A 22,012-nucleotide genomic window follows, 5' to 3' on the forward strand; every position below is an offset into this window, starting at 1 on the left:
CCCGCTTCGGTGCGAGGGACGGTCAGTACGGCTCGACCAGCACGTGCGCGGCGCCGGGGACACCGATCTTGAGGAGTTCGTCCTCCTCCGGGGTGGTGGGCGTGCCGGTCTCCTGCTTGAGGATGGCCCGGGACAGCGCCTGGACGAACATCGCGCGCGGGCGGCGGCGGTCCTCCCAGGCCCGGAGCGCGGCGGGCACGTCGGCGGCGGCCTCCAGCTCCTGGGCGAGCACCAGGGCGTCCTCGACGGCCATCGCGGCGCCCTGCGCCAGGTGCGGCGTGGAGGCGTGCGCGGCGTCGCCGGCCAGCACCACCCGGCCGACGTGCCAGGGCGCGTCCACGGTGACCTGGGAGATCCGCGAGTAGACCACGGTGGACGGGTCGGTGATCTGCGCGAGCGCCTCGGCGACCGGGCCGGTGAAGTCGGCCAGCCGCTCGGCGAGCTGCTCGTGGGCGCGCTCCGGGTCGGGGCGGAAGTCCTCGGCCTCGGCGAACACCGAGCCCAGGTACATCAGTTCCTCGGTGATCGGGGTGAGCAGCGCCTTCGCGGCCAGGTTGCCGGTGCTCATCAGCACACCCTGCAGGTCGGCCCGCCGGGGCAGGGTGACCCGCCAGTTGGCGAAGCCGGTGTACTCGGGGCGGAAGCGGTCGCCGTACAGGCGGGTGCGCAGCGGGGAGCCGATGCCGTCGAAGCCGACCACCAGGTCGTAGCGGCCGGTGCTGCCGTCGGACAGCGTGACGTCCACGCCCTCGCCGTCGTCGGCGAGTTCGGTGATGGTGGTGCCGAAGTGGACGCGCGTGCCGGCCTCGGTGGCGGCCCGGCCGAGCACCTGGGCGAGCGCCGGGCGGGGGATGCCGTTGTTGGCGGGGGCCCCGTCCATCCGCGGCTGCGGGATCTTCGCGACGGGGTGGCCGGCCGGGTCGCAGATGGTCAGCACCTCCCATTCGAAGCCCACCGCCAGGCAGTCCTCCAGGATGCCGAGTTCGCGCATCACGTGCAGGGCGTTGGAGGGCTGGATGATGCCGACGCCGAGCGCGTCGAACTGCTCGCGGAGCTCGGCGACCTCGACGCTGTGGCCGCGGCGGGCGAGGGCGACGGCGAGGGTGAGTCCGCCGATGCCGCCGCCGTGGACGAGGACACGCAGGGGTGTTGCCATGGTCATCTCCGATGGGTTCGGGGGTGGGGGCGCGGTGGCCCCGCAGGAAGGTCAGCCGACGGGCAGCGCCATCAGGTGATCGACCAGGGAGAGCAGCACGTCCCGGCCGAAGGCCCGCTCCCGGACGTCGCCGACCAGCATCGGCACGTGCGGGTCGAGGTCGAGCGCGGCCCGGATCTCCTCGTCGGTACGGGTGTTGACGCCGTGGAAGCAGTTGATCGCGACCACGAACGGGATGCCCCGGCTCTCGAAGAAGTCGATCGAGGCGAAGCTGGACTCCAGCCGGCGGGTGTCGGCGATGACCACGCCGCCGAGCGCACCGTTGACCAGGTCGTTCCACATGAACCAGAAGCGCTCCTGGCCGGGCGTGCCGAACAGGTACACCACCAGCTCGGGGCTGACGGTGATCCGGCCGAAGTCCAGGGCCACGGTGGTGGTGGTCTTCTGATCGACGCCGGCCAGGTCGTCCACGCCGACACTGGCGGTGGTGAGGTACTCCTCGGTGCGCAGCGGGGCGACCTCGCTGACGGCGCCGACCAGGGTGGTCTTGCCGACGCCGAAGCCGCCGGCGACCAGGATCTTGACCGCGGCGGCTCCCGCCTGGGTGATCGTCATCTCAAAGCCTCCTCAGTCCCTCACGTACGGCGGCCAGCAGGCCGCGGTCGGCGCCGCCCGAGGCCCGGGCCACCGAGATCGGGGCCCGGGCGGTCAGGAGGCCCTGGTCGACGAGGTCGCCGAGCAGGATCTTGGTCACGGAGACCGGCAGGTCGAGGTCGGCGGCGACCTCGGCGACGGCGGCGGGGGTCTGGCAGCGGATGAGGATCAGCCGGTGCTCGGGCTGCAGCCGGCCCGGCCGGATCGGCGCGCCGAGGGCGTCGACCGGCTCGGCCACGGTGGTGAGCAGCGTGATGAGGCTGAAGTCGTCCCGCTCGGGCGCGGTGCGGCCGCTGGTGATGGTGTACGGGCGGACCATGCTGTCCGCGCCGTCGTCCGCCTCGTCGTCGTCCCAGTAGGGGCTCACCCGCGCTGCCCGCCCCGGGCGGCGAACGCGTCGAAGTCGCCGCGCTGCGGGGTGCTGAGCTTCTGGCCGACCTGTTGGACCAGGTTGTGCATGGCCAGCGACATGACCTCGGCATCGACGTCCTGGGAGGCGACGACGGCGAGGTGGGTGCCCTGGCCGGCGGCGATCACGAACAGCCACAGGTCGGCGAGTTCGACGATCACCTGGTGGACGGGGCCGCCGGTGAACAGCTGGCCGACGCCGCGGGCCAGGCTCTGCTGGCCGGTGGCGATGGCGGCGAGGCGCTCGGCGTCGGGGCGTTCGATGGTGCGGGAGTGGCTGACCACGAGACCGTCGTCGGAGAGCAGGACGGCGAGCCTCGTCCCGGCCACCGAGTCCACCAGGCCGTCGAGCAGCCAGTCGAGGTCCTGGTGGGTGGAGGTTGTGCGCGTCATGACCGGTCTTCTCTCGTCGGGATGGTCTGGGTGTTCCAGGTGTCACCGGGCTCGGGCCGCTCGGCGGGCTGCGGGGTGGTGTCCGCGGTCGGCTTGGCGGCTTCGGCCCGCGCCTCTCTGGACCGCCGCTGGAACGCTCCGACCGCTGCCCCGGCCCGTCGGGGGGCCGGTCGGAACAGCGGGTTCTCGTCCCAGCGCGGCGGAGCGGGGGCGGCCGGCGCGGTGGCCGGGTCGATCCGCAGCTCGTCGACCAGGCTGGCCTGGCGGACGCGGCGCGGCAGTGGCGGCTCGGCGCCCGGCAGTGCCGGGGTGGGCGGCACGTACGGGGCGGGCGCCGCCGGGGCGGGGGCTGCCGGGGCGGGCCGGTACTGCGCGGGCACCCCGTACGGAGCGGGCGCGGCCTGCGCGGGCGTGGCCTGCGCGGGCGGCAGCTCGGCGGGGTACGGGTGCTCGTGGCCGGCGGTGGGCCGGTCCCCGTCCTGCGCGCCGAACGGCTCGTGCGCCTCGTACGGTCCGGGCCGGTCCTGCTGGTCCTGCTGTTCGTGCTGCGGGAGCGGGTCGCCCGCGCCGTACGGGGTCTCGATCGGCGTGATCGGCGGGTACGCGGCCTCGATCGGCACGTACGGGGCGTCGATCGGCGCGTGCGGGGCCTCCAGCGGCGGGTACCCGTCCCCGACCGGCGGGTACGAGGTCTCCTCGGGAGCCGCGTGCAGCTCCAGCAGCGCGTTCTCCTGGTCGGGCGTCCGGGCGAGCGAGGTCGCCGCAGCCAGCGCCTGGCCGCGGGACCGGGTGGGCAGGCCGCCGGGCTGCGGCGCGGCGACCAGTCGCGGGCGGGCGTTCGGCGCGGGGACGATCAGCTCGTCGGGGACGAGCACCACGACGCGGGTGCCGCCGAACGCGGACTGCCGGAACTCGATCCGCAGGCCGCTCTGGTGGGCGAGCCGGGCGACCACGTAGAAGCCGAGGCGGATGTCGTCGCCGCGGGCCAGCACGTCGGCCTTGGGCGGGCGGGTCATCAGCAGGTTGGCTTCGTCGATCTGTTCCTCGTCCATGCCGAGGCCGCGGTCCTCGATCTCGATCGCGACGCCGCGGCTGACCCGGCCGGCCCGGACCTCGACGGGGTTCGGCGGACGGGAGAAGCTCAGCGCGTTCTCGATCAGCTCGGCGAGCACGTGGGCGACCGCGCCGACGGCGCGTTCGGACACCCAGGGGCTGCCGTCGAGGTCGATGACGACCCGTCGGTAGTCCTGCACCTCGCCCTGGGCGGCGCGCATCACGTCCAGCAGCGGGACGGGCTTGCGCCAGCGCCGGTGCGGGGTGCCGCCGGCCAGGATGACCAGGTTCTCCTCGTAACGGCGCAGGCGCGCGGTGAGGTGGTCGAGGTCGAACAGGCCTTCGAGGATCTCGGGGTCCTCGTGCTTGCGTTCCAGCTCGTCGAGCTTCTTCAGCTGCTGACCGATCAGCAGCTGGGTGCGGCGGGCGATGCGCTGCAGCAGCCGTTCGTAGGCGCGGTGCTGCTCGGCCTGGCCGACGGCGGCCTGCAGGGCGCTGGTGCGGGCCAGGTTGAACGCCTCGCCGAGCTTGGCGAGTTCGTCCTCGGTGCGGGACCACGGGTCGCGCTCGATCGCGCGGGCGTGTTCCTCGACGTCGATCTGCTCGCCGTTGCCGAGCCGCTCCACCACCTCGGGCAGGGCGTTCTCCAGGTCCTCGGCCTGCTGCTGGAGCCGGCCGATGCGGCGGCGCAGCGTGCGGGTGAGGCGCCAGCTGGTGAGGGCGACCACGACGAGGGCGATCAGGCCGGCCACGGTGGTGAGGCCCAGGCGGACCGCCAGGTCGATGGTGATGCTCTTGGCCTTCTCGATGATGGCCGCGGTGCGGTACTCCATCAGCCCGACGAGCTCGGGGTTGACGCCGTCGATGGACTGGCGCCAGGTGTCCTTGTCGGTGCCGAGCGGGATTCGGCCGTTGCGGTCGGGCGCGACGGGCTTCAGCAGGTCCTGCTCGGCGCGGCCCTTGGCCAGCCAGGCCGGGCTGCTGGTGATCTGCTGCCACTTGGCGGCCTGGTCGGGCTCCAGGTTGGGCGCGACCTTGACGCCGAACTGGAAGCTCTGCTCGGAGATGGACTGCCGCAGCTGCTGGTAGTCCTCGACGCTCAGCGAGCCGGTGGGCCAGCCGCGGGCGAGCAGCGCGTCGGCGCGGGAGATCATCTCCTTGCCCCAGAACAGGTCCACGAGCGGCGCCGAGACGGTGGCGATCCGGCCTTCGTCCACGTGGCTGAGCGCTCCGAACAGTCGCAGGTCCACGGCGATCAGGTCGGTGTAGTAGCCGTAGACGGCGGCCTGCTGCTGGTCGCCGCCGCTGTCCACCAGGGCGCGCTGCGCGGGCAGCTGGTTGATCGCGGCCCGGGCCTCGTGGACGGCGTCGCGGACTTCCTGCGGCGCGTTGCCGGCCTCGACGCCGGACAGCTTCTGGAACGTGGCGACGGCCTCGTCGGTCTTGCCGCGCTGGGCGCGCAGTGCTTCGGTGACCCCGGTGTGCCCGGCGAGGACCTCGGCACTCAGGCGCCGTTCCTCCTGCAGGTTGTAGTACACGATGTTGGACGGCTGGCCGGCCTGTTCCGCGAGCATGCCCTGGGCGGCCAGTCGCTGGAAGGAGTACAGGAGCTGTCCGCTGGTGACCGCCCACAGGGCGGCCAGCGCCACTGCCGGGACGATGGCCAGCACGAGCAGGGTCGCTCGGAGCGACAGCCGGCCCTTGATCCGCCGAGAGGCGCGCGTGCGCAGGACATTCTCCTTGGAGACGACGCCAGTCGTTCAGAACTGGTCGAATCTGATGAGGACTCTGACGGATGGATCTTAGTATCACCGTATAACGGGCCAAAAAGCCGAGGCGGTCCCGCGCCCGCGCGGCACCGCCCCATGGTGTCCCAACACCCGTTCCGAACAGGCACGATGAGCCGCTCGGAGGTCAACACCCCACTGCTCGGCGGCTCTTCACCGCAGGCCGGATCCGGCCCCGCGCGAACTGCCCGCCTCAGCACCGGAACTGAAGCCCCACCCGGCGCCGGACCGGCCCGCGAACCATCCGTCAGGGCCGCCGGCCGAGCCGATCCGGAGTCTAGCGCTCCCCTCCCCGCCCAGGGCATGGCCCCTGTCGAAACTTCTCAAAAACCGCACATCAACAGTCGGAATCAACCCGAAGCGTCCAGGAATCGCCCAGAACGACCGGCTCCGCTTTTCCTTACCGACTCTTGACACGGCCTCACTTACCGACCGGCCCCCTGCTCACCGCCCCGCAGCACCGGTCCGAGTTCGGCGATCAGCCGGCGGTAGGTCTCGAACGCCGCCTTGCGGGTGTGGTCGTCGCGCAGCAGGCCGAACCCGTGGAACAGGCTCTCGCCCCGGCTGTCGGCGTCGCGCAGCGCGAACAGCGTGTACCCGTCGATGTTCAGCGCGGCCGCCTGCCCGGCGACCGCCCGGACCACCGTCTCCAGCGCCCGGGACTGCGCCTGCTCCGACCGCCCGGGCCCGGTGGGCCAGCCGTTCTCACAGATCCGGACCGGCACCTCGGCCGGGATGCCCGCCTTGGGTAGATCGGTGTGCCGGAAGCCGTGCAGCACCCAGGCCACCCCGTCCACCAGCCGCTCCGCCGGGACGGGCCTGAACACGTCAGGGAAGAAGTCCAGCCCCACGTAGTCGAGCGCGTCCAGGAAGCGCCGGTCGGCGAGTTCGCCCAGCGCGTCCCAGAACAGCCCGGCCGGGCCGAAGGACGGCACCGCGTTGAAGCCGACCTCGGCGGACAGACCGAGCGAGCGCACCTCCTCCTTCGCCGCGACCACGCCCGCCACCAACGCCTCCCGCACCCCCGGGACGCTGCCGTCCAGCACGGGCAGGTCCGCGTTGGGCTCCTCGCAGATCTGCACCGAGCCGAGCCGCGCCCCGAGTTCGCGCACCTGCCCGCGCACGTACCGCTCCCACCCGTCCCGGCTGCCGGTCGGCTCGCGGAACTGCAGCACCAGATCGACCTTCCGCCCTGGCCGCCCCAGGTATGCCTCCCAGCCGTCCGGGGTCTGCCCGGGCGCGGTAACGGTGGACGCGAAGGACCGGTACACCCGGACCAGGAACTCCCCCTCCGCGCCCTGCAGTTCGTCGAGCGCCTCGGCCACCCGCCGCGGGTCGTCCGGGCTGACCGGGTGCACGATCCCCCGTTCGTCACCGAGTAGCGCCCCCGGGTAGATACCGAACCTGAACTGCCGCTGCCTGTCGTCCACTTGACCCCCCGGGCCGATATTTTTGGTGTGACACCAATTTTTCAGTGACCCTACCATTCGGGGAGGTGCCCGGCGCGGGGTTCCCTAGCATGGGGCGCATGGGCCTTCGTGAGACCAAGAAGCAGCAGACCCGGACCGCCATCGCGGACGCCGCGCTGCCACTGTTCCTCGAACGCGGCTTCGACCAGGTCACCGTCGCCGAGATCGCCCGGCACGTGGGCGTCTCCACCAACACGGTCTTCAACTACTTCGCCACCAAGGAGGACCTGTTCTTCGACCGTCAGCACGAGGTCGAACAGCACCTGGCCACCGTGGTCCGCGAGCGCCCGCCCGGCACCTGCCCCGTGGCCGCCCTCCGCGACGACCTGCGCACCGCCGTGGAGCGCGCCGACCTCACCCCCGGCTCCGCGACCTTCTTCCGCACCATCGAGGCCAGCCCCGCGCTGCGCGCCCGCGAACGCGAGATCGCCGACCACGCCGAGACCGCCCTCGCGGCCGCCCTTCCCCCGTCCCCCACCGCGTTTCTGCTGGCCGGTGCCCTCGTCGGCGCCCACCGCGCCACCCACCGCGAACTCCGCCGCCGCCTGCTCGCCGGCCACCCGCCACACGCCCTCGTCAGCGAGCTCGCGGCGGCCGTCACCACCTTCTTCGACGCTCTCTGCCGCTGCCCGCAGCACTCCTGAGTCCCGCTACTCCCGCGCGCCCGTCCCGGCAACCGGGCCCCGGCGCACCGCGGGCCAGATGGTGACCAGGACGGTGCTCAGACCCAGCAGGGCGGCGGCGGTGACCGACAGTTGGGCGGGCAGGTACCGCACCCGCCCGGTCCGCCCGGTCCGCCCGGTCCGCCCGGTCCGCCCGAGGATCTCCGCCGCTACGGCCGCAGTTCGAGGGTGCAGCACTTCACGGCGCCGCCGGCCTTGAGGAGTTCGGTGGTGTCGGCGCCGATCGGGTTGAAGCCGTGTTCCCGCAGGCGCTCGGCGAGACCGGTGGCGGCCTGCGGGAGGACGACGTTGTAGCCGTCGGAGAAGGCGTTGAGGCCGAACGCGGCGGCGTCCCGGGCATCGGCATGGATCGCATCCGGGAACAGGTGCTCCAGGACGGAGCGGCTGCCGGGGGTGAACGCGGCCGGGTAGTACATGATCTCGGTGTCGGAGAGGGCCGCGAGCGCGGTGTCCAGGTGGTAGTGCTCCGGGTTGACCAGGGTCAGCGAGGTGACCGGCAGGCCGAAGAACTCCTGGGCCTCGTAGTGCGACCGCTGGTCGGTGCGGAAGCCCGTACCGGCCAGGATGCGACGCCCGACGGGCAGGTAGTCGCCCTCGCCCTCGTTGATGAACTCGGGCCACAGCACGTCCCGGTAGCCCTGCCGGATGAACCAGTCCAGGTACGCCGGCCCCTCGGCGGTGCGCTCGACGTGCCGGAACCGGGCCCCGAGCACCTTTCCGTCGACCACGGTGGCGCCGTTGGCGGCGAAGACCATGTCCAACAGGCCGGGAATCGGCTCGATCACCTCGACGGTGTGACCGAGCGAGAGGTACACCTCGCGCAGCCGCTCCCACTGGTGCAGGGCCAGCGCGCCGTCGACCGGCCGCTCCGGGTGCATCCACGGGTTGATGGAGTACGCCACGTCGAAATGCTGCGGCCGGCACATCAGCAGCCGGCGCGGGGTGGCCGTCCGACCGCTCGGCCGCACAGATCCGGCCTGGTCAACGCCAACGGACACAGTGTTCTCCTCTGCGACGGCCGATCTGCACCGTCTCGGCTATCCCCGACCGGAACGTATCAGCGCCCGCGGAACACTTCGCCCCCGAAGGGCTGTTGGTGGACGATCCCATGGCGATCAGGTGACTACTCCGAAGTCCCGTTTCCTCCCCGCGCCCCGAAGGACAGGGTGCCATGAGCGGAGCCCCCATTCGCGACCCCCCTCAGCAAGGAGTTCGACCGTGTTGGACGCTGAAAACCCGGATGGGACCGAGCGCACCAGGATCGTGCTGGCGGACGCCGAATTCATGAAATCCCGATGGGACGATGTGCTGTCGGCGCTGAACAGCGCCTTCGCGGACTCCGTCTTCAACGACGCGGGCTACACCGCGGACAACCCAGTGGCCTTCACACGTGCGGGCGTCGACGGGAAGCTCGGCCCCGGCATGAAACACGTGCTCGCGCTCGGTACCCGCGAAGCCGTGGTCGGCGGGTGGTTCTGCATCCCGACCGCACGGACGACGGACGCGACCGAGTGCGACGCGGGCTGGATCTTCGTCGTACCGGGTATGGAACGGGCAGCACGGCGCCAACTCGTGGACAGGATCGTGGAGATGGGCTTCCAGACCATGCGCGACGCGGGATTCCGGTACGTCGTCTCGAACATGGGGACCCCGGCCGGCGCGAAGTCAATGAGTCGCTACGGTTTCGTCCACCAGCCGATCGAGGGAAAGCAGAACCGCTGGACCAAACAGCTCTGAGCCGCCACGAGCGCGCCGCCGTTTCGCCGGTGCACGAACCGGAAACCCTGCGGGGAAACGGAACTTCCGCAGGTCGAAGGCGGTGCGGCATGGAACTCCCCAGCGTGCTCGGTGTGTTCGCACACCCGGACGACGAATCCCTCTCCGCCGGCGGCCTGCTCGCCCGGCACGCGGCGGCCGGGGCCCGGACGGCCGTGGTCACCGCGACGTGGGCGGAGGGCACCCACCGAATTCCCGAACTGGCCCGGGCGCTCGACGAGTTGGGGGCGGGGCCGCCCCGGCTGCTGGGCTACGCGGACGCCAAGGTTCCGGACTCGGCGCCCGGGCGGGCTCGGCTGCTCGATGCCCCGCTGGACGAGGCCGTGGCCCAACTCGTCGCCCACCTACGGGAGCTCCGCCCCGAGTGGGTGGTCACCCACGACGCGTACGGCGGCATGACGGGCCACCCCGATCACCAGCACACCCACCGCCTCACCGTCCTCGCCGTCCACGCGGCGGCCCTCCCCGGCCTCCACCCCGAACTGGGCGCCCCCTGGCCGGTCCGCCGGCTCCTGCTGGCCACCCACCCGCACAGCGCCGCCCGGGAGTTGGGCGCCCTGTTGCTGCGCCCCGGCCGCACCGCCTACAGCGTCCCGGACGCCACGGTCGAGGCCCTCGACGTCACCCCGTGGCTCCCCCGCAAACTCGCCGCCGTCTTCGCCCACCGCTCCGAGGTGCTGCGCGGCGCCCTTCCTGGCCGCCTCGCCGCCGCCCCGCCGTCCGTCCGCGCCCGCCTGGTGCGGACCGAGTGGTACCAGCCCCATCCGCTCCCCAACGCGCCTGTACCCGTGGCCAATTGAGTGGCAGGCCAACGACCCCGTCTGCTAGAGAGTCGACATGCGGCGCCCATCCCTCCAAGGAGTCCCGTGTCAGACCTGACCGTCCGCCTCGCCACCACCGCCGACCGGCCCGTCCTGGAACGCCTCTGGCTGATGTTCAGCCACGACATGTCGGAGTTCGACGGCCTCCTCCCGAACCCCGACGGCACCTTCCGCGACGAGCGCCTCCACCAGGCTCTCACCGACCCGGGCTGGGCCGCGTACCTCGTCACGACCACCGGCAACGCCCCGGCCGCTTTCGCCTTCGTCCGCGGCCTGACCGGCCCCACCCGCGTCCTGAACAGCTTCTTCGTGGCCCGCGGCGCACGGCGCTCGGGCATCGGACTGCGCGCCGTCCAGGAGATCGTCGCCAGACACCCGGGCCCGTGGGAAGTCGCCTTCCAGGACACCAACCCCACCGCAGTCCACTTCTGGCGCCGCGTCGCCACCCGGCTCGCCGGCCCCGCCTGGACCGAACAGCACCGCCCCGTCCCGGGCCGTCCGGATCTGCCGCCCGACACCTGGATCTCCTTCAGCCCGCCCACGTCGCCCTGAGCCCCGACCGGGTTCAGCACCGGCGCGAGCCTGTGATCGGATGATCCGAGGCTCGACGTGGCACCCGGCCCGCCCTCGCCGCCGACCCGCAGCAGCGGCACCCGGCCCGGCCACCCACGCCCCCAAGTCCCCACGCCGGCCCCGACCTTGACACACCATCTTCCCCACCCGCACAGCAGAACCCCAGCCCCCTCGCTCGCCCGGGGCTTGACGTGGCAACGACCAGAAGCGAAGGTGGCGGCACCATCTGACATGTTGCGTGTGAAATAGTACTGACCCACTCGCAAGGAAAGGCCGGGCCATGGACCTGGAGCTGCGGCACTTGCGGGTGCTCTGCGCGATCGCCGACACCGGCAGCGTCGGGCGGGCGGCCGCGGCCATCGGCGCGTCCCAGCCTGCCACGAGTACTCAGCTGCGAAGAATCGAGCGGCACTTGGGCGCCGTGGTGTTCGAGCGGACGGCAACTGGTGTGGTGCCGACCACTTTCGGGGCGGAGGTTCTCGCCGCCGCCCGCGAGGTGCTCTCGCGGGTGGACCGCCTGGGGGACGCCGTCGCCGCCAACGGTGAGCGGCCGCACCGCGAGTTGCGGGTGGCCGCGGACTGTCCGGCGCTGTTGCCGGGGACGCTGGCCCGGACCCGGCAGCTCCGCCCGGAGCTCCGGTTCTCGCTCACCGCCGGCCCGCAGGAGCCGTTCGATTTCGCGCTGGCCCTCGACCATCCCGACTCCGGCCTGCGCCCCACCCCGACGTTCGCGGCGCGCGTTCTCGCCACCGAGCCGGTGTTCGTCGCGCTGCCGGCCGGCCACCCGATCCGGCATCACGCCGAGCCCGCGCTCGGCGATCTGGCCGGCGAGACCTGGTTGCTGCCCGCCGCCGACGGCACCGCATGGCCGGCGGTGGTCCGGGCGGCCTGCGAATCGGCGGCGCTGCCACCCACAACGGTCCGCCACCTTCCGTTCGGGCAGCGGGAGATACAGGACCTGGTGGCGGCGGGGCTGGGTGCGACCCTGGTCCCGGCCAGTACGCCGCCCGCCCCGGGTGTGGTGATCAAGCCGCTGCTCGGTGCGCCACTGTGGTTGCGGTACGTCCTGCTGTGGCGCCGCGCCACGCTCGGTCCGGCGCTCGCCGACACCCTGTTCGGTGCGGCCACCGCCGCGTACCGCGAACTCGCCGCCGGGGCACCGCACTTGCACAGCTGGGCAAGCCGGACCTTCCGTCCGCCGCGCACCTGAGGACACCGCCCGCGACCGGCGGGAGACCAAGAACAGCACTTCGGTGTTATGCCACCGCAGTGCAATGTCATATGACCTGTGACATTGTTCTGACCCCTGCCCCAGTGCCACGATGCATGCACTCCCCCCATCTCCCCAGCCCCCACAGGAGAATCAGTGCGCATATCCCTCCCCGCACTGGCGGCCGGCCTGTTGGCCGGTTGCGCCACGGCGGCCACTCTGTTGCCCGCCCCGGCCTTCGCGGCGACCGGCGGACAGTCGAAGGCCGCCGCCCCGGCCACGTCCGCCGCCGGCAGCGACCGCAGCGCCGCCCCCAAGCCGCTCGGCCCGATCGTCGCGGCCGCCACGGAGGCCCCCGCCCCGGTCTCGGCCCCGCTGCCCCCGGCGCTGCTCGGCCAGGTGGTGATGGGTCAGCCGGCCGGCACCACCGTCCAGACCACGCCCCGCCCCCAGGCGAAGCAGCCGGCCACCCAGAACAAGGCGGCGGGCCTCGCCGCGCAGACCTGCACCCCCGGCGACTTCGGCAGCCGCTCCGGCGCCGACCTGGTGGCGTTCGTCAAGGGATCGACCACGAGCTGCCTCGGCACGCTGTACAACGTGACGGGCAGCGACGCGGGCGCGATCTTCAAGCAGGCGAACATGCTGACCGTCGCGAGCGCCTTCAAGAACCTGGCGGCGACGTACGACGGCACCAACAGCGCCAACATCCTTCAGCTGGTGCAGTTCCTGCGGGCCGGCTACTACGTCCAGTCGTACAACGCGGACTCGGTCGGCAACTACGACTCGACGCTGACCGCCGCCACCAAGGCGGGCCTGGACACGTTCCTCGCCGGGCAGCACTGGAAGGACGTCTCGGACGCCAACGGCATCGTGCTGTACGACGTGCTGGTGCTCACCGACAGCGCCAACGTGCAGGCGAACTACCTGGGCACGTACAAGCAGGTGCTGAGCGGCTACAGCAACAGCTACAACGCGTACCCGAAGATGGTGAACGCGGTGAACGCGGTGCTGTTCGCCCCGCTGTGGCGCGGCAACTGGAACACCGACTTCGTCAACGCGCTGAACGCCGACACCTCCCTGGTCTCCACCCTCGGCAGCTTCATCACGAACCACAAGGACCTGCTGGGAACGGCGAATTCCTTCCTTGAGGTCAACGCGGGCAACGACCTGGCCCGGATGTCCGGCGACAGCTCCACCGTCGAGGCGGCGACCCGGCCGCTGATCAAGCAGATCCTCGACTCGACGCCGATCGTCGGCGCGAGCGGCCCGCTGTACGTGCACACGGCCTTCCAGTCCAACGAGTTCAACCGCACCCAGTGTTCGACCTTCGGCATCTGCGACCTGCCCAACAAGCTGATCAACGCCGTCCTGCCGAACGTCCTGGTCTGCGACAACAAGACGCTGCGCGCCCAGGCCCTGACGGTGGCCCAGCTGGGTCCGGTGTGCGAGAGCCTGCGCGGCGAGGACGCGTACTTCCACAACCTGGTCAAGGACAACGGCCCGATCCCGGGCCAGTACGGCTCCACCCTTGACCTGCCGGTGTTCGCCAGCGCGGCCGACTACCAGACCTACTCGTGGGCGATCTGGAACAACTCCACCGACAACGGCGGCGTCACCCTGATGGACCCCACCGACCCGAACAACAAGCCGGTGGCGATCATGTACCAGAAGTCGTGGAACGACGACTTCCCGGGCAACGTGTGGAACCTCAACCACGAGTACACGCACTACCTCGACAACATCTACGACATGAAGGGCAACTTCAAGACCGAGACGTCCGTCCCGGACATCTGGTGGATCGAGGGCGTCGCCGAGTACGAGTCGTACGGCTACCGGGGGGTGACGGACACCCAGGCGATGTCCGAGGCCGCCAAGCACACCTACAAGCTGAGCACGATCTTCCAGAACACCTACTACAACGCCGACTCCACCCGGGTCTACCCGTGGGGCTACCTCGCCGTCCGCTACATGATGGAGAAGCACCCGGCGGACGTCACCAACATGCTCGGCCACTTCCGCACCGGTGACTACCAGGGCGGGTACGCGGTCTACAACGGCCTCGGCACCTCCTACGACGCCGACTTCGACGCCTGGCTGACCCAGTGCGCGGCCGGCGCGTGCTTCGCCACCGGCCCGACCGCGCTGTTCGACCAGTCGGTGAACGGCTCGACGGTGACCCTCACCGACCGCTCGGTGGTCACCAACTCGCCCGCGCAGCTGGTCTCCTGGCACTGGACCTTCGGTGACGGCAGCTCCTCCGACGAGCGCAACCCGTCGCACACCTACGCCGCGGCCGGCACCTACACCGTCGCCCTGACCGTCACCGACTCCACCGGCCGCTCCACCGCGACCCCGACGAGCGTCACCGTCAAGACCGGCAGCGGCGGCGGCACCACCCTGCCGACCTGCACCGACCAGCGCACCGACGCGATGGGCCAGAACTGCCAGCGCACCGGCCGCACCCGCACCGCCGGCAACGTCGACTACCTGTACGTCTACCTGCCCGCCGGCACCAGCACCCTGAAGATCACCACCAGCGGCGGCACCGGCACCGCGTACCTGTACTACAACGACGCCACCTGGGCCTCCCCCACCGCCTACACCGCCTCCTCCACCACTCCCAACAGCACCACCCAGACCATCACCGTCACCAACCCCCAGGCCGGCTACCGCTACCTGAGCCTCTACGCGGCCACCGACTTCACCAACGTCACGGTCGCCACCCAGTTCTGACCCCCACCCCCCACCAGCTGACGGGCAGTCGCCGCCTCCCATTCGCGACTGTCCGTCAGCTGCTTTCGCGCGCGAGCCGCCGCGCCGCCGCCGCCCGCAGCTCCGGCGACTCCACCGGGCTCGCGCTCAACTCGGCCAGACGGCGGCGCAGTTCGGCACCACCGGGCGCATGCTCGACGGCGAACAGGCGGGCGTCCCCCACCCGGCGGGGGCGTTGTTCAGGCCCGGCCCCGGACCAGCGGAAGGAAGACCTCGTCCACAATCTCCACCAGGACCTCGTCGGGGACGGCCGGGACGCCGCGCAGCAGGTATTCGGTGCGCAGCAGGGCCATCGGCGTGGCGGCCACGCGTGGGTGGACGGCCGCGGCGGGGGCCTCGCCCCGGGTCGCGGCGCGGGTGAGGACGGCCAGCCAGGCCTCGTCGAGTGGGTCGGGGCGGTCGGGGTCGCGGAGTTCGGCGAGGAGTTCGGGCGCGCCACCGGCGGCCGCGAGCAGGCCGCGCAGGATTTCGCCGTACGGGGAGGACCAGGTGCGGTTGGCTCGGCGCAGCAGGTCGAGGGCGTCGTCGCGGAGGGCGCCGGTGTCGGGCGGTCGGGTTTCGGCGGCGGCGAGCCTGCGGTAGGCGGCGATGCCGAGTGCGGTGCGGTGGGGCCAACGCCGGTACAGGGCGTTCTTGTTGGTGCCGGCCCGGCGGGCGACCTCGTCCATGGTGAGTCCGGCCACGCCGTGTTCGAGCAGGAGTTCGCCGGCGGCGGTGAGGATGGCGTCCTCGAGTTCGGCGCCGCGCCGCCTGGTCGCTGCCACCTGCCCACCTCCTGCTCGCTGTTGCCGCTGATCCCGGTTCGCATGGTACGTCCCCACCAGAACAAGGTACCGGCCGTACCCAATTCGCCGTAAGGTACGAGCCGTACCCTACTTCGCGAGGAGAGGACGGCTTCGCCGTGCGCGTTTTCGGCATCACCTACGACACCGGCTTCCGCAGCACCATCGACACCACCACCCGGGAACCCTTCGACCCCGACACCGTTCGCCGCGAAATGCTGGTGATCCGCCAGGAGTTGCACTGCGACGCGGTGCGCATCACCGGCGCCGTACCGGACCGGCTGGAGACCGCCGCCCGGTACGCCGCCGAGGCCGGACTTGAGGTCTGGTTCTCACCGTTCACCAACGGGCTCACCCAACCCCAGCTGTTCGACCTGCTGGTGGACTGCGCCGAGCGCGCCGAGAAGCTGCGGGCCGGCGGCGCCGAGGTGGTGCTGCTCACCGGCTCCGAGATCTCCCTGTTCACGGACGGCTTCCTGCCCGGCGCCGACTACCTCGAACGCGCCGGCGTGCTCGCCGACCAGCCCCGTTTCCGTGCGCTGCTGCCCGAGCTGCACCGCACGCTGAACGCCTTCCTGGCCCGCGTCCTCAGCGCCGCGAGGTCGCGCTTCGGCGGCCGGATCGGCTACGCCTCGCTGCCCTTCGAGGGCATCGACTGGGCCCCGTTCGACATCGTCGCCACCGACGCGGGCTACCGCGACGCCACCAACGCCGAGCTGCTCGCCCCCGGCCTGCGCGCCCTCACCGGCCAGGGCCGGCCCGCCGCCGTCACCGAGTTCGGCTGCGGCAGCTTCACCGGCGCCGCCGCACTCGGTGCGCGCGGCGACCGCGCCGTACTCTTCGACGCGCACGGCCGCGCCGACCGCTTCGCCGAACCGCTCGCGCGCGACGAGCAGGAACAGGCCGACTACCTGCTCGACCTGCTCGCGGTCTTCGAGGACTCCGGCCTGGACGCCGCCTTCGTGCAGACCTTCGCCCACTACCACCTGCCCGGCTCCGACGACCCCGACCGGGACTTCGACCGCGCCTCCTTCGGCATCGTCCGCCCCCTCCCGCCCGGCCGCCCCTCCACCACCCACCCCGGCCTGCCCTGGGAGCCGAAGGCCGCCTTTCACGCCCTCGCCGCCTACGGCCGCGACCGTTCCTGACGGACCCGAGGAGCCTCCGCCCTGACCCGGGGGGTGATGGCAGAAAGGTGGGTATCCGTCATTACTGCCGCCGGGCCGCCGCCTGTCACCGCTGCGGCATGGGTACGCCTGCCGGTACTGGGCCGAGGCATTCGCCCAGGCCCGCAGGCTTGCCCGGTCCCCCAGCAGCGCGGGGCCGGTGAGGTGGCGCTCGGCCATCGCGGTCACGTTCCTCGGCCCTCGGGTCGCCCGGGTCCCAGGCCTCGGCCTCCCGGCCGGGCTTGGTGAGACGGACGAACTCCCGGTCTCCCAGCCGGTGTTCGAGCTGGGCGAGGAAGCCCTCGAAGCCCTCCGGAACCATCGCCCGGGCCGGCGCCAGGGCTTCGCGTTGCGCGGCCACGCAGCCGGGGCCGAGGCCGAGTTCGCGCATCAGCTCCAGGACGGCGCAGGCGCGGTCGGGCAGCAGGGTCCGGTCACCGTCGGCGAGCCGGTGCAGCCTGTCCCGGCGGGCGCCCAACTCGTCGATGTGGACAGCGAGTTGCCGCCCGACCTCGGCGAGCGCGGCGCCGAACTGCGCGGCCGCCGCGTCGAGCATCGACCCGGTCTCGGCCAGCGGCACGCCCGCGCCGGCCGGCATCCGCACCTGCACCAGTTGCAGCAACTCGCCGGAGCCGCACCGCCGGTAGCCGGAGCCCTGACCCGAGGTCAACCTCAACCGGGATCCGGACCACAGCCGTGGGGTGATGGCAGAAAAGGTGGGGTATCCGTCATTGCTGCCGCCGGGAGCCGCTGCGAGGGTGGGGACATGGCCGATCGCAGCGTGCTCTTCGTGCTCTTCGACGGGGTGCAGAGCCTCGATGTCACCGGCCCGCTGGAAGTGCTCGCGGCGGCCGGCTACCGGATCCGCACCGCCTCGCCCGGCGGGCTCCCGGTGCGGACGGGCAGCGGGCTGTGCCTGCTGCCCGACGAGGACCTCGCGCGCGCGGCCGCCCCGCACACGCTGATCGTCCCCGGCGGCCCGGGCACCCGGCACCCAGCGCCCGAACTCGTCAGCAGGGTCGGCGAGTTGGCCGGCAAGGCGGAGCGCATCGCGTCCGTCTGCACGGGCGCGTTCCTGCTCGCCGAGGCGGGGCTGCTGGCCGGGCGCCGGGCCACCACGCACTGGGCGCACAGCGAGTCGCTGGCCCGGCGCTTCCCGGACGTCACCGTCGAACCCGACCCGATCCACGTCCGGGACGGGCGGGTGGCCACCTCCGCCGGGGTCACGGCCGGCATCGACCTGGCGCTCGCCCTGGTCGAGGAGGACCTCGGCCGCGAACTCGCCCTCCGCATCGCCCGGCACCTGGTGATGTTCCTGCGCCGCCCGGGCGGCCAGGCCCAGTTCTCCACCCAGCTGGCCGCCCAACTCGCCGTCCGGCAGCCGCTGCGCGAGGTGCAGCGCTGGATCACCGAACACCCCGACGCCGACCTGTCCGTCGAGGCCCTGGCCCGCCGCGCCGCACTGTCGCCGCGCCAGTTCGCCCGGGTGTTCGCCGCCGAGACCGGCATCACCCCCGGCCGCTACGTGGACGGTGTGCGGCTGGAGGTGGCCCGCCGCCTGCTGGAGGACAGCGACGACGGCATCGAACAGGTCGCCCGCCGCAGCGGCTACCGCAACCCGGAGGCCATGCGCCGCGCCTTCGCCCGCACACTGTCCGTCAGCCCGCTCGACTACCGCCGCCGCTTCCGCACCACACCTCGGCGCAACGCCGACCCACCACAGAGAGGCACCCGATGAAGATCGCCATCCTGCTCTACGACCGCTTCACCGCACTGGACGCCGTCGGCCCGTACGAGATCCTGGCCCGGATGCCCGGCGCCGAAGTGGTGTTCACCGCCGACCGGCGCGGGCCGGTCCGCGCCGACCTGGGCAGCCTCGCGCTCACCGCCGACGCCGCCCTGGACGAAGTCACCTCCGCCGACCTGCTGCTCGTCCCGGGCGGACCGGGCTCGATCGCGCAGCAGGAACGACCCGAGGTGCTCGACTGGCTGCGCGCCATCGACGCCACCACCACCTGGACCACCTCGGTCTGCTCCGGCTCGGTCCTGCTGGCCGCCGCCGGGCTGCTCACCGGCCGCCGCGCCACCACCCACTGGTTCCTGCCGAAGGCGCTGGCCGCGTTCGGCGCCGAGCCGGTCGAGGAGCGGGTGGTGTTCGACGGCAAGTACGCGACCGCGGCGGGCGTCTCGTCCGGCATCGACCTGGGCCTGCACCTGGTGGGCCGGATCCACGGCGCCGAGACCGCCCAGGGCATCCAGCTGCTGACCGAGTACGACCCGCAGCCGCCGTACACCGCCGGCTCCACCAGGACCGCCCCGCCCGCCGTGGTCGAGGCCGTGCGCGCCCAGTTCGCCGTCCCGAGCTGAGCCGAGCCGGGCCACGCAGTCCCGTCCCGAGTCGAGCCGGTCCGTCCCGAGCCGGACCGTCCCGAGCCGGACCGTCCCGAGCCGGTCCGTCCCGCGCCGAGACCCCGCAGCCCGGGCCCGGTCACCCCTCGACGGGGCCGCGCCCGGGTTGCGGGACGACAAAGAACTCGCTGACGAAGCCGGTGACTTGGCCGGCGGCGTCCCGGCCCACCCAGGTCGGGTAGTGGCCGTCGCCCCAGCCGGTGGTGAACGCCACCATGCTGTGGCCGCTCGCGGGGTCGGTGACGGTGGCCGGGCGGAGGTGGGCGTCGTGGATGGCGTCGATGACCGGGTCGGCGTCCTGTTCGACCAGTTCGCCGATCGGGCCGACGGCGGACGCGTCCAGGAAGCAGCCGGTGCCCGCGTCCACGCCGTACCCGAAGAAGTCGCCCCGGCCGAGCCGTTTCTCGTCCTGCCCTTCGCTCAGCGCCAGCTCCCACCGCACCGCCGGCCGGTCGCCGACCCGCAGCAGGGCGGCGGCGATCCGGGTGTCCGAGGAGCCGGGGCCGTACGCGTTGCGCACCTCGACCACGGCGAGCGCGACGGGGTAGCTGCCCGGCGGCGCCACGGCGAGGAACGGCTCGTTCTCGTCCACCAGGCCGATCACCGGGTCGCACGCCACCAGCCGCCCGGTGGGCAGCGCCAGCACCGCTTCGGGCAGCGCGACCACGGTGGCCGTGCGGTCGTGCCCGCAGTCGTACTGGCTGCCCGGAGTGAACAGTCGCGCCACATCGGGGGCCGCAAGGGGCATCAGGGGCTCGCTCTCGTCGCACTCGTCGTTCACGGACCGGATGCGGACGGGCGTTCCGGACAGATCATCGGACGAACACCACCCGCGCGCGGCCCCCACGGTAGCGCCCCACCCGCCCCTGGCCCGAAACCGCCCGGCCGTTGACGATCCGCCAGGGCCCGGTCCGGGTCGCCGGGCGGTCCGGCGGCCGGTCCGAGGGGGCGTGCGGGTGCCGGGCACCGCATCGGGTGGGAGATCATTCTGGGCATGACCCCCGTGCTGCTGTTCGGTATCGCCCTGGTGCTCTCGCTGCTGACCCGTCGGCGCTGGAGCGGCGGCACCGTACCGGCGCCGGCACCCGTGCAACCCCCGGTGGCCCCCACCCCCGACGGCTTCGATCCGAAGCAGTACGGGCTGGTGCCGAGCGCGGAGCTGGACCCGGGGCGCGCGGGGCCGCCGCTGCCGCTGCTGCGGCGCAAGGAACTGGAGGCACTGGCCGACTCCTGCCTGGCCGGTGGCTGGCGGGCAGCCGCGGCGTACGTGGCGGCGGCCGGGGAGGACTGGGACGAGCGGTGGTCCCGGCTGGACTTCCTGACCCGGGTGGCGGCCGAGCGCGACGAGTGGCTCACCGCGTGGCGCGAATCGGGCACCGAGGCGTGCGCGGCCACCACCGTGCACGCCCGGCTGCTGGTGCAGCGGGCCTGGGAGGTGCGCGGCAGCGCGCTCGCGCGCCAGGTCCCGGCCGAGCACCTGACCGCCTTCAAGGCGCGGCTGGCCGAGGCGAACGCGGCCGCCCGGGAGGCCGCCGCGCTGGACCCGCGCGACCCCGGCCCATGGGCGGTGCTGGTCACCACGGCCCGCGGCGTCCCGCTCAGCCACCGCCGGTTCCGGGCGCTGTGGCAGGAGTTGACGGCGCGCGCACCGCACCACGTCGGCGGGCACTGGCAGGCCATGCAGTACTGGTGCGCCAAGTGGCACGGCAGCGACGCGCAGATGCTGCGCTTCGCCGAACACGCCGTCCGCACCGCACCGCCCGGCTCCGCGCTGCCCGGGCTGTACCTCCAGGCACTGACCGAACTGGAGCAGCGGCACGGCCTGTACGGTCTGCCGGACGCGGGCCGGCTGCGCGAGTTGCTGCCCGCGGTGGCCTCGGCGCTGGACGCCGCCCCGCCGACGAACGACCAACTCCCGCTGCTGCGGCACCTGTTGGCGCACTTCGCGCTGGTCTCCCGCCAACCGGCCCTCGCACTGGAGCAGTTCCGCCGGCTCGGCCCCTGGTGCGGCGCCCACCCCTGGACCTCCACCCCGCATCCCGTCCGCGCCTTCGACCACGCCCGCGCCGTCGCCGCGACCCACACCCCCACGGGCTGAACACAGGCACGGCAAGTGCCGTTACCGCCCCCGGGTTCGGTCGTTATGCCCGAACGTGAGTGCCGATCCCCTGGCCCCGACGGGCGTTCGTGACGAAACGATTCAGCACGCCCCGATCCACACCGGGCTGGTGGCCCTCTGGCACCGGTCCGGCCGCACCGCGCCCGGCCGCAGCGACCCGGAGTGGTCCCGCCTGATCACCCCGCCCCGCTTCGCCACCGAGGCCGCGCCCGAAGGCACCACCACACCCGAAAGCGCCACCCCGCCCGAGTCCGTCCACCCGAGGGAGACCCGGTGAACCACCGGAACACGCCGAGCACCTGGCTCCGACCCGCCGACGACCCGGACTGCGTCCTGCTGCTGAACGTCACCGTGCGCCCCTGCCCGGGCCTGCGCGTCCGGGTCCCGGCCCGCCTGCGCTACTACCGCACCGACCCGTACGCCGTGCACCTGGACTGCCACGCCGACCTCGAGGAGCCCATCACCTGGCTGTTCGGCCGCGAACTCCTCGCCGAGGGCCTGAACGGCCGCGCCGGCCTCGGCGACGTCACGGTCCGCCGCTCCCCCACCGACCCCCAGCTGCTGGCCATCGCCCTCACCACCCCCGGCCACACCGCCGTCCTGCACACCCCCTCCGCCCCGGTCCGCGACTTCCTCCGCCGCTCCCACCAGGTCGTCCCCCCGGGAACGGAACACCACCACCTGGACATCGCCACCCTGCTCCGCGACCTGCTGACCGACCGCCCGGCCCGCCCCGAGTGAGCCCGGCGCACCGGGCGTCGTCACCGAACGGCTGGTGCGC

The 22,012-nt window shown here is 72.7% G+C and carries 24 protein-coding genes; 12 read left to right on the plus strand and 12 right to left on the minus strand.

Translation table 11 applies throughout. The features are described 5' to 3' along the window. Positions 1-22 precede the first annotated feature (22 nt). The 6 genes from ACFV18_RS00665 to ACFV18_RS00690 all read right to left on the minus strand — a co-directional run bounded on the left by ACFV18_RS00665 (position 23) and on the right by ACFV18_RS00690 (position 6,881). Positions 23-1,156: an FAD-dependent monooxygenase gene (locus tag ACFV18_RS00665; protein ID WP_380477982.1), complete on the minus strand. Its 1,134-nt coding sequence runs from the start codon at positions 1,154-1,156 to the stop codon at positions 23-25. Positions 1,157-1,207: 51 nt separating this feature from the next. After that, positions 1,208-1,771, minus strand: coding sequence for an ATP/GTP-binding protein (locus tag ACFV18_RS00670; RefSeq protein WP_380477983.1), 564 nt, complete (start codon positions 1,769-1,771; stop codon positions 1,208-1,210). A 1-nt stretch (position 1,772) separates the two neighbouring features. After that, on the minus strand, positions 1,773-2,129 hold the full coding sequence (locus ACFV18_RS00675) for a DUF742 domain-containing protein (protein WP_380478301.1): 357 nt from the start codon (positions 2,127-2,129) through the stop codon (positions 1,773-1,775). A gap of 44 nt (positions 2,130-2,173) precedes the next feature. Beyond that, on the minus strand, positions 2,174-2,611 hold the full coding sequence (locus ACFV18_RS00680) for a roadblock/LC7 domain-containing protein (protein WP_380477984.1): 438 nt from the start codon (positions 2,609-2,611) through the stop codon (positions 2,174-2,176). Further along, positions 2,608-5,334 (minus strand): nitrate- and nitrite sensing domain-containing protein, encoded by a 2,727-nt coding sequence (locus ACFV18_RS00685; protein WP_380477985.1) that lies wholly within the window; start codon positions 5,332-5,334, stop codon positions 2,608-2,610. The genes ACFV18_RS00680 and ACFV18_RS00685 overlap by 4 nt, the downstream gene beginning before the upstream one ends. Before the next feature lie 542 nt (positions 5,335-5,876). After that, positions 5,877-6,881 (minus strand): hypothetical protein, encoded by a 1,005-nt coding sequence (locus ACFV18_RS00690; protein ID WP_380477986.1) that lies wholly within the window; start codon positions 6,879-6,881, stop codon positions 5,877-5,879. Positions 6,882-6,979: 98 nt separating this feature from the next. Between ACFV18_RS00690 and ACFV18_RS00695 the strand changes: the two genes are divergently transcribed. Further along, positions 6,980-7,564: a TetR/AcrR family transcriptional regulator gene (locus tag ACFV18_RS00695; RefSeq protein WP_380477987.1), complete on the plus strand. Its 585-nt coding sequence runs from the start codon at positions 6,980-6,982 to the stop codon at positions 7,562-7,564. Between the two features lie 6 nt (positions 7,565-7,570). Here the strand turns inward: ACFV18_RS00695 and ACFV18_RS00700 are convergent, their stop codons facing one another. Then, a complete protein-coding gene (locus ACFV18_RS00700; protein ID WP_380477988.1) occupies positions 7,571-7,696 on the minus strand; it encodes a hypothetical protein in 126 nt (41 codons plus the stop codon). 56 nt (positions 7,697-7,752) lie between these two features. Continuing rightward, on the minus strand, positions 7,753-8,601 hold the full coding sequence (gene ddaH, locus ACFV18_RS00705) for a dimethylargininase (protein ID WP_380477989.1): 849 nt from the start codon (positions 8,599-8,601) through the stop codon (positions 7,753-7,755). Positions 8,602-8,821: 220 nt separating this feature from the next. Between ddaH and ACFV18_RS00710 the strand changes: the two genes are divergently transcribed. The 5 genes from ACFV18_RS00710 (at position 8,822) to ACFV18_RS00730 (ending at position 14,716) form a co-directional block, all read left to right on the plus strand. Beyond that, the gene (locus tag ACFV18_RS00710) at positions 8,822-9,340 is read left to right on the plus strand and encodes a hypothetical protein (RefSeq protein ID WP_380477990.1); all 519 of its coding nucleotides are present in this window, start codon (positions 8,822-8,824) and stop codon (positions 9,338-9,340) included. Between the two features lie 89 nt (positions 9,341-9,429). Then, complete coding sequence (locus tag ACFV18_RS00715) at positions 9,430-10,179, plus strand: PIG-L deacetylase family protein (protein ID WP_380477991.1); 750 nt, start codon at positions 9,430-9,432, stop codon at positions 10,177-10,179. A gap of 66 nt (positions 10,180-10,245) precedes the next feature. Continuing rightward, a complete protein-coding gene (locus tag ACFV18_RS00720; RefSeq protein WP_380477992.1) occupies positions 10,246-10,752 on the plus strand; it encodes a GNAT family N-acetyltransferase in 507 nt (168 codons plus the stop codon). A gap of 301 nt (positions 10,753-11,053) precedes the next feature. After that, positions 11,054-11,983 carry a LysR family transcriptional regulator gene (locus ACFV18_RS00725; RefSeq protein ID WP_380477993.1) on the plus strand — a complete coding sequence of 310 codons (930 nt, stop codon included), beginning with the start codon at positions 11,054-11,056 and terminating at the stop codon, positions 11,981-11,983. Between the two features lie 156 nt (positions 11,984-12,139). Continuing rightward, a complete protein-coding gene (locus ACFV18_RS00730) occupies positions 12,140-14,716 on the plus strand; it encodes a collagenase (protein ID WP_380477994.1) in 2,577 nt (858 codons plus the stop codon). Between the two features lie 55 nt (positions 14,717-14,771). Here ACFV18_RS00730 and ACFV18_RS00735 read toward each other — a convergent pair whose 3' ends face one another. Both ACFV18_RS00735 and ACFV18_RS00740 read right to left on the minus strand, forming a co-directional pair. Next, complete coding sequence (locus tag ACFV18_RS00735) at positions 14,772-14,918, minus strand: hypothetical protein (RefSeq protein WP_380477995.1); 147 nt, start codon at positions 14,916-14,918, stop codon at positions 14,772-14,774. A gap of 16 nt (positions 14,919-14,934) precedes the next feature. Continuing rightward, positions 14,935-15,519, minus strand: a complete 585-nt coding sequence (locus ACFV18_RS00740; protein ID WP_380477996.1) for a TetR/AcrR family transcriptional regulator — start codon at positions 15,517-15,519, stop codon at positions 14,935-14,937. A gap of 137 nt (positions 15,520-15,656) precedes the next feature. Between ACFV18_RS00740 and ACFV18_RS00745 the strand changes: the two genes are divergently transcribed. Next, a complete protein-coding gene (locus ACFV18_RS00745; RefSeq protein ID WP_380477997.1) occupies positions 15,657-16,685 on the plus strand; it encodes a hypothetical protein in 1,029 nt (342 codons plus the stop codon). A gap of 85 nt (positions 16,686-16,770) precedes the next feature. On the opposite strand, the gene ACFV18_RS00750 is transcribed toward ACFV18_RS00745, so the two are convergent. After that, positions 16,771-17,373, minus strand: a complete 603-nt coding sequence (locus ACFV18_RS00750) for a hypothetical protein (RefSeq protein WP_380477998.1) — start codon at positions 17,371-17,373, stop codon at positions 16,771-16,773. Positions 17,374-17,469: 96 nt separating this feature from the next. Here ACFV18_RS00750 and ACFV18_RS00755 point away from each other — a divergent pair, with 96 nt between their 5' ends. Next, a complete protein-coding gene (locus tag ACFV18_RS00755; RefSeq protein ID WP_380477999.1) occupies positions 17,470-18,441 on the plus strand; it encodes a GlxA family transcriptional regulator in 972 nt (323 codons plus the stop codon). Next, entirely contained in the window at positions 18,438-19,070 is a 633-nt protein-coding gene (locus ACFV18_RS00760; protein WP_380478000.1) for a DJ-1/PfpI family protein, read from the plus strand. The genes ACFV18_RS00755 and ACFV18_RS00760 overlap by 4 nt, the downstream gene beginning before the upstream one ends. Positions 19,071-19,191: 121 nt before the next feature. Here ACFV18_RS00760 and ACFV18_RS00765 read toward each other — a convergent pair whose 3' ends face one another. Then, positions 19,192-19,893 (minus strand): DUF4241 domain-containing protein, encoded by a 702-nt coding sequence (locus ACFV18_RS00765; RefSeq protein WP_380478001.1) that lies wholly within the window; start codon positions 19,891-19,893, stop codon positions 19,192-19,194. 213 nt (positions 19,894-20,106) lie between these two features. On the opposite strand from ACFV18_RS00765, the gene ACFV18_RS00770 reads away from it, so the two are divergent. The 3 genes from ACFV18_RS00770 (at position 20,107) to ACFV18_RS00780 (ending at position 21,972) form a co-directional block, all read left to right on the plus strand. Next, a complete protein-coding gene (locus ACFV18_RS00770; protein ID WP_380478002.1) occupies positions 20,107-21,210 on the plus strand; it encodes a hypothetical protein in 1,104 nt (367 codons plus the stop codon). 130 nt (positions 21,211-21,340) lie between these two features. Continuing rightward, complete coding sequence (locus tag ACFV18_RS00775) at positions 21,341-21,508, plus strand: hypothetical protein (protein WP_380478003.1); 168 nt, start codon at positions 21,341-21,343, stop codon at positions 21,506-21,508. Further along, a complete protein-coding gene (locus tag ACFV18_RS00780) occupies positions 21,505-21,972 on the plus strand; it encodes an SsgA family sporulation/cell division regulator (protein WP_380478004.1) in 468 nt (155 codons plus the stop codon). The genes ACFV18_RS00775 and ACFV18_RS00780 overlap by 4 nt, the downstream gene beginning before the upstream one ends. Positions 21,973-22,012 lie beyond the last annotated feature (40 nt).

Source organism: Kitasatospora sp. NPDC059673, from assembly GCF_042734215.1.
GTDB lineage: Bacteria > Actinomycetota > Actinomycetes > Streptomycetales > Streptomycetaceae > Kitasatospora.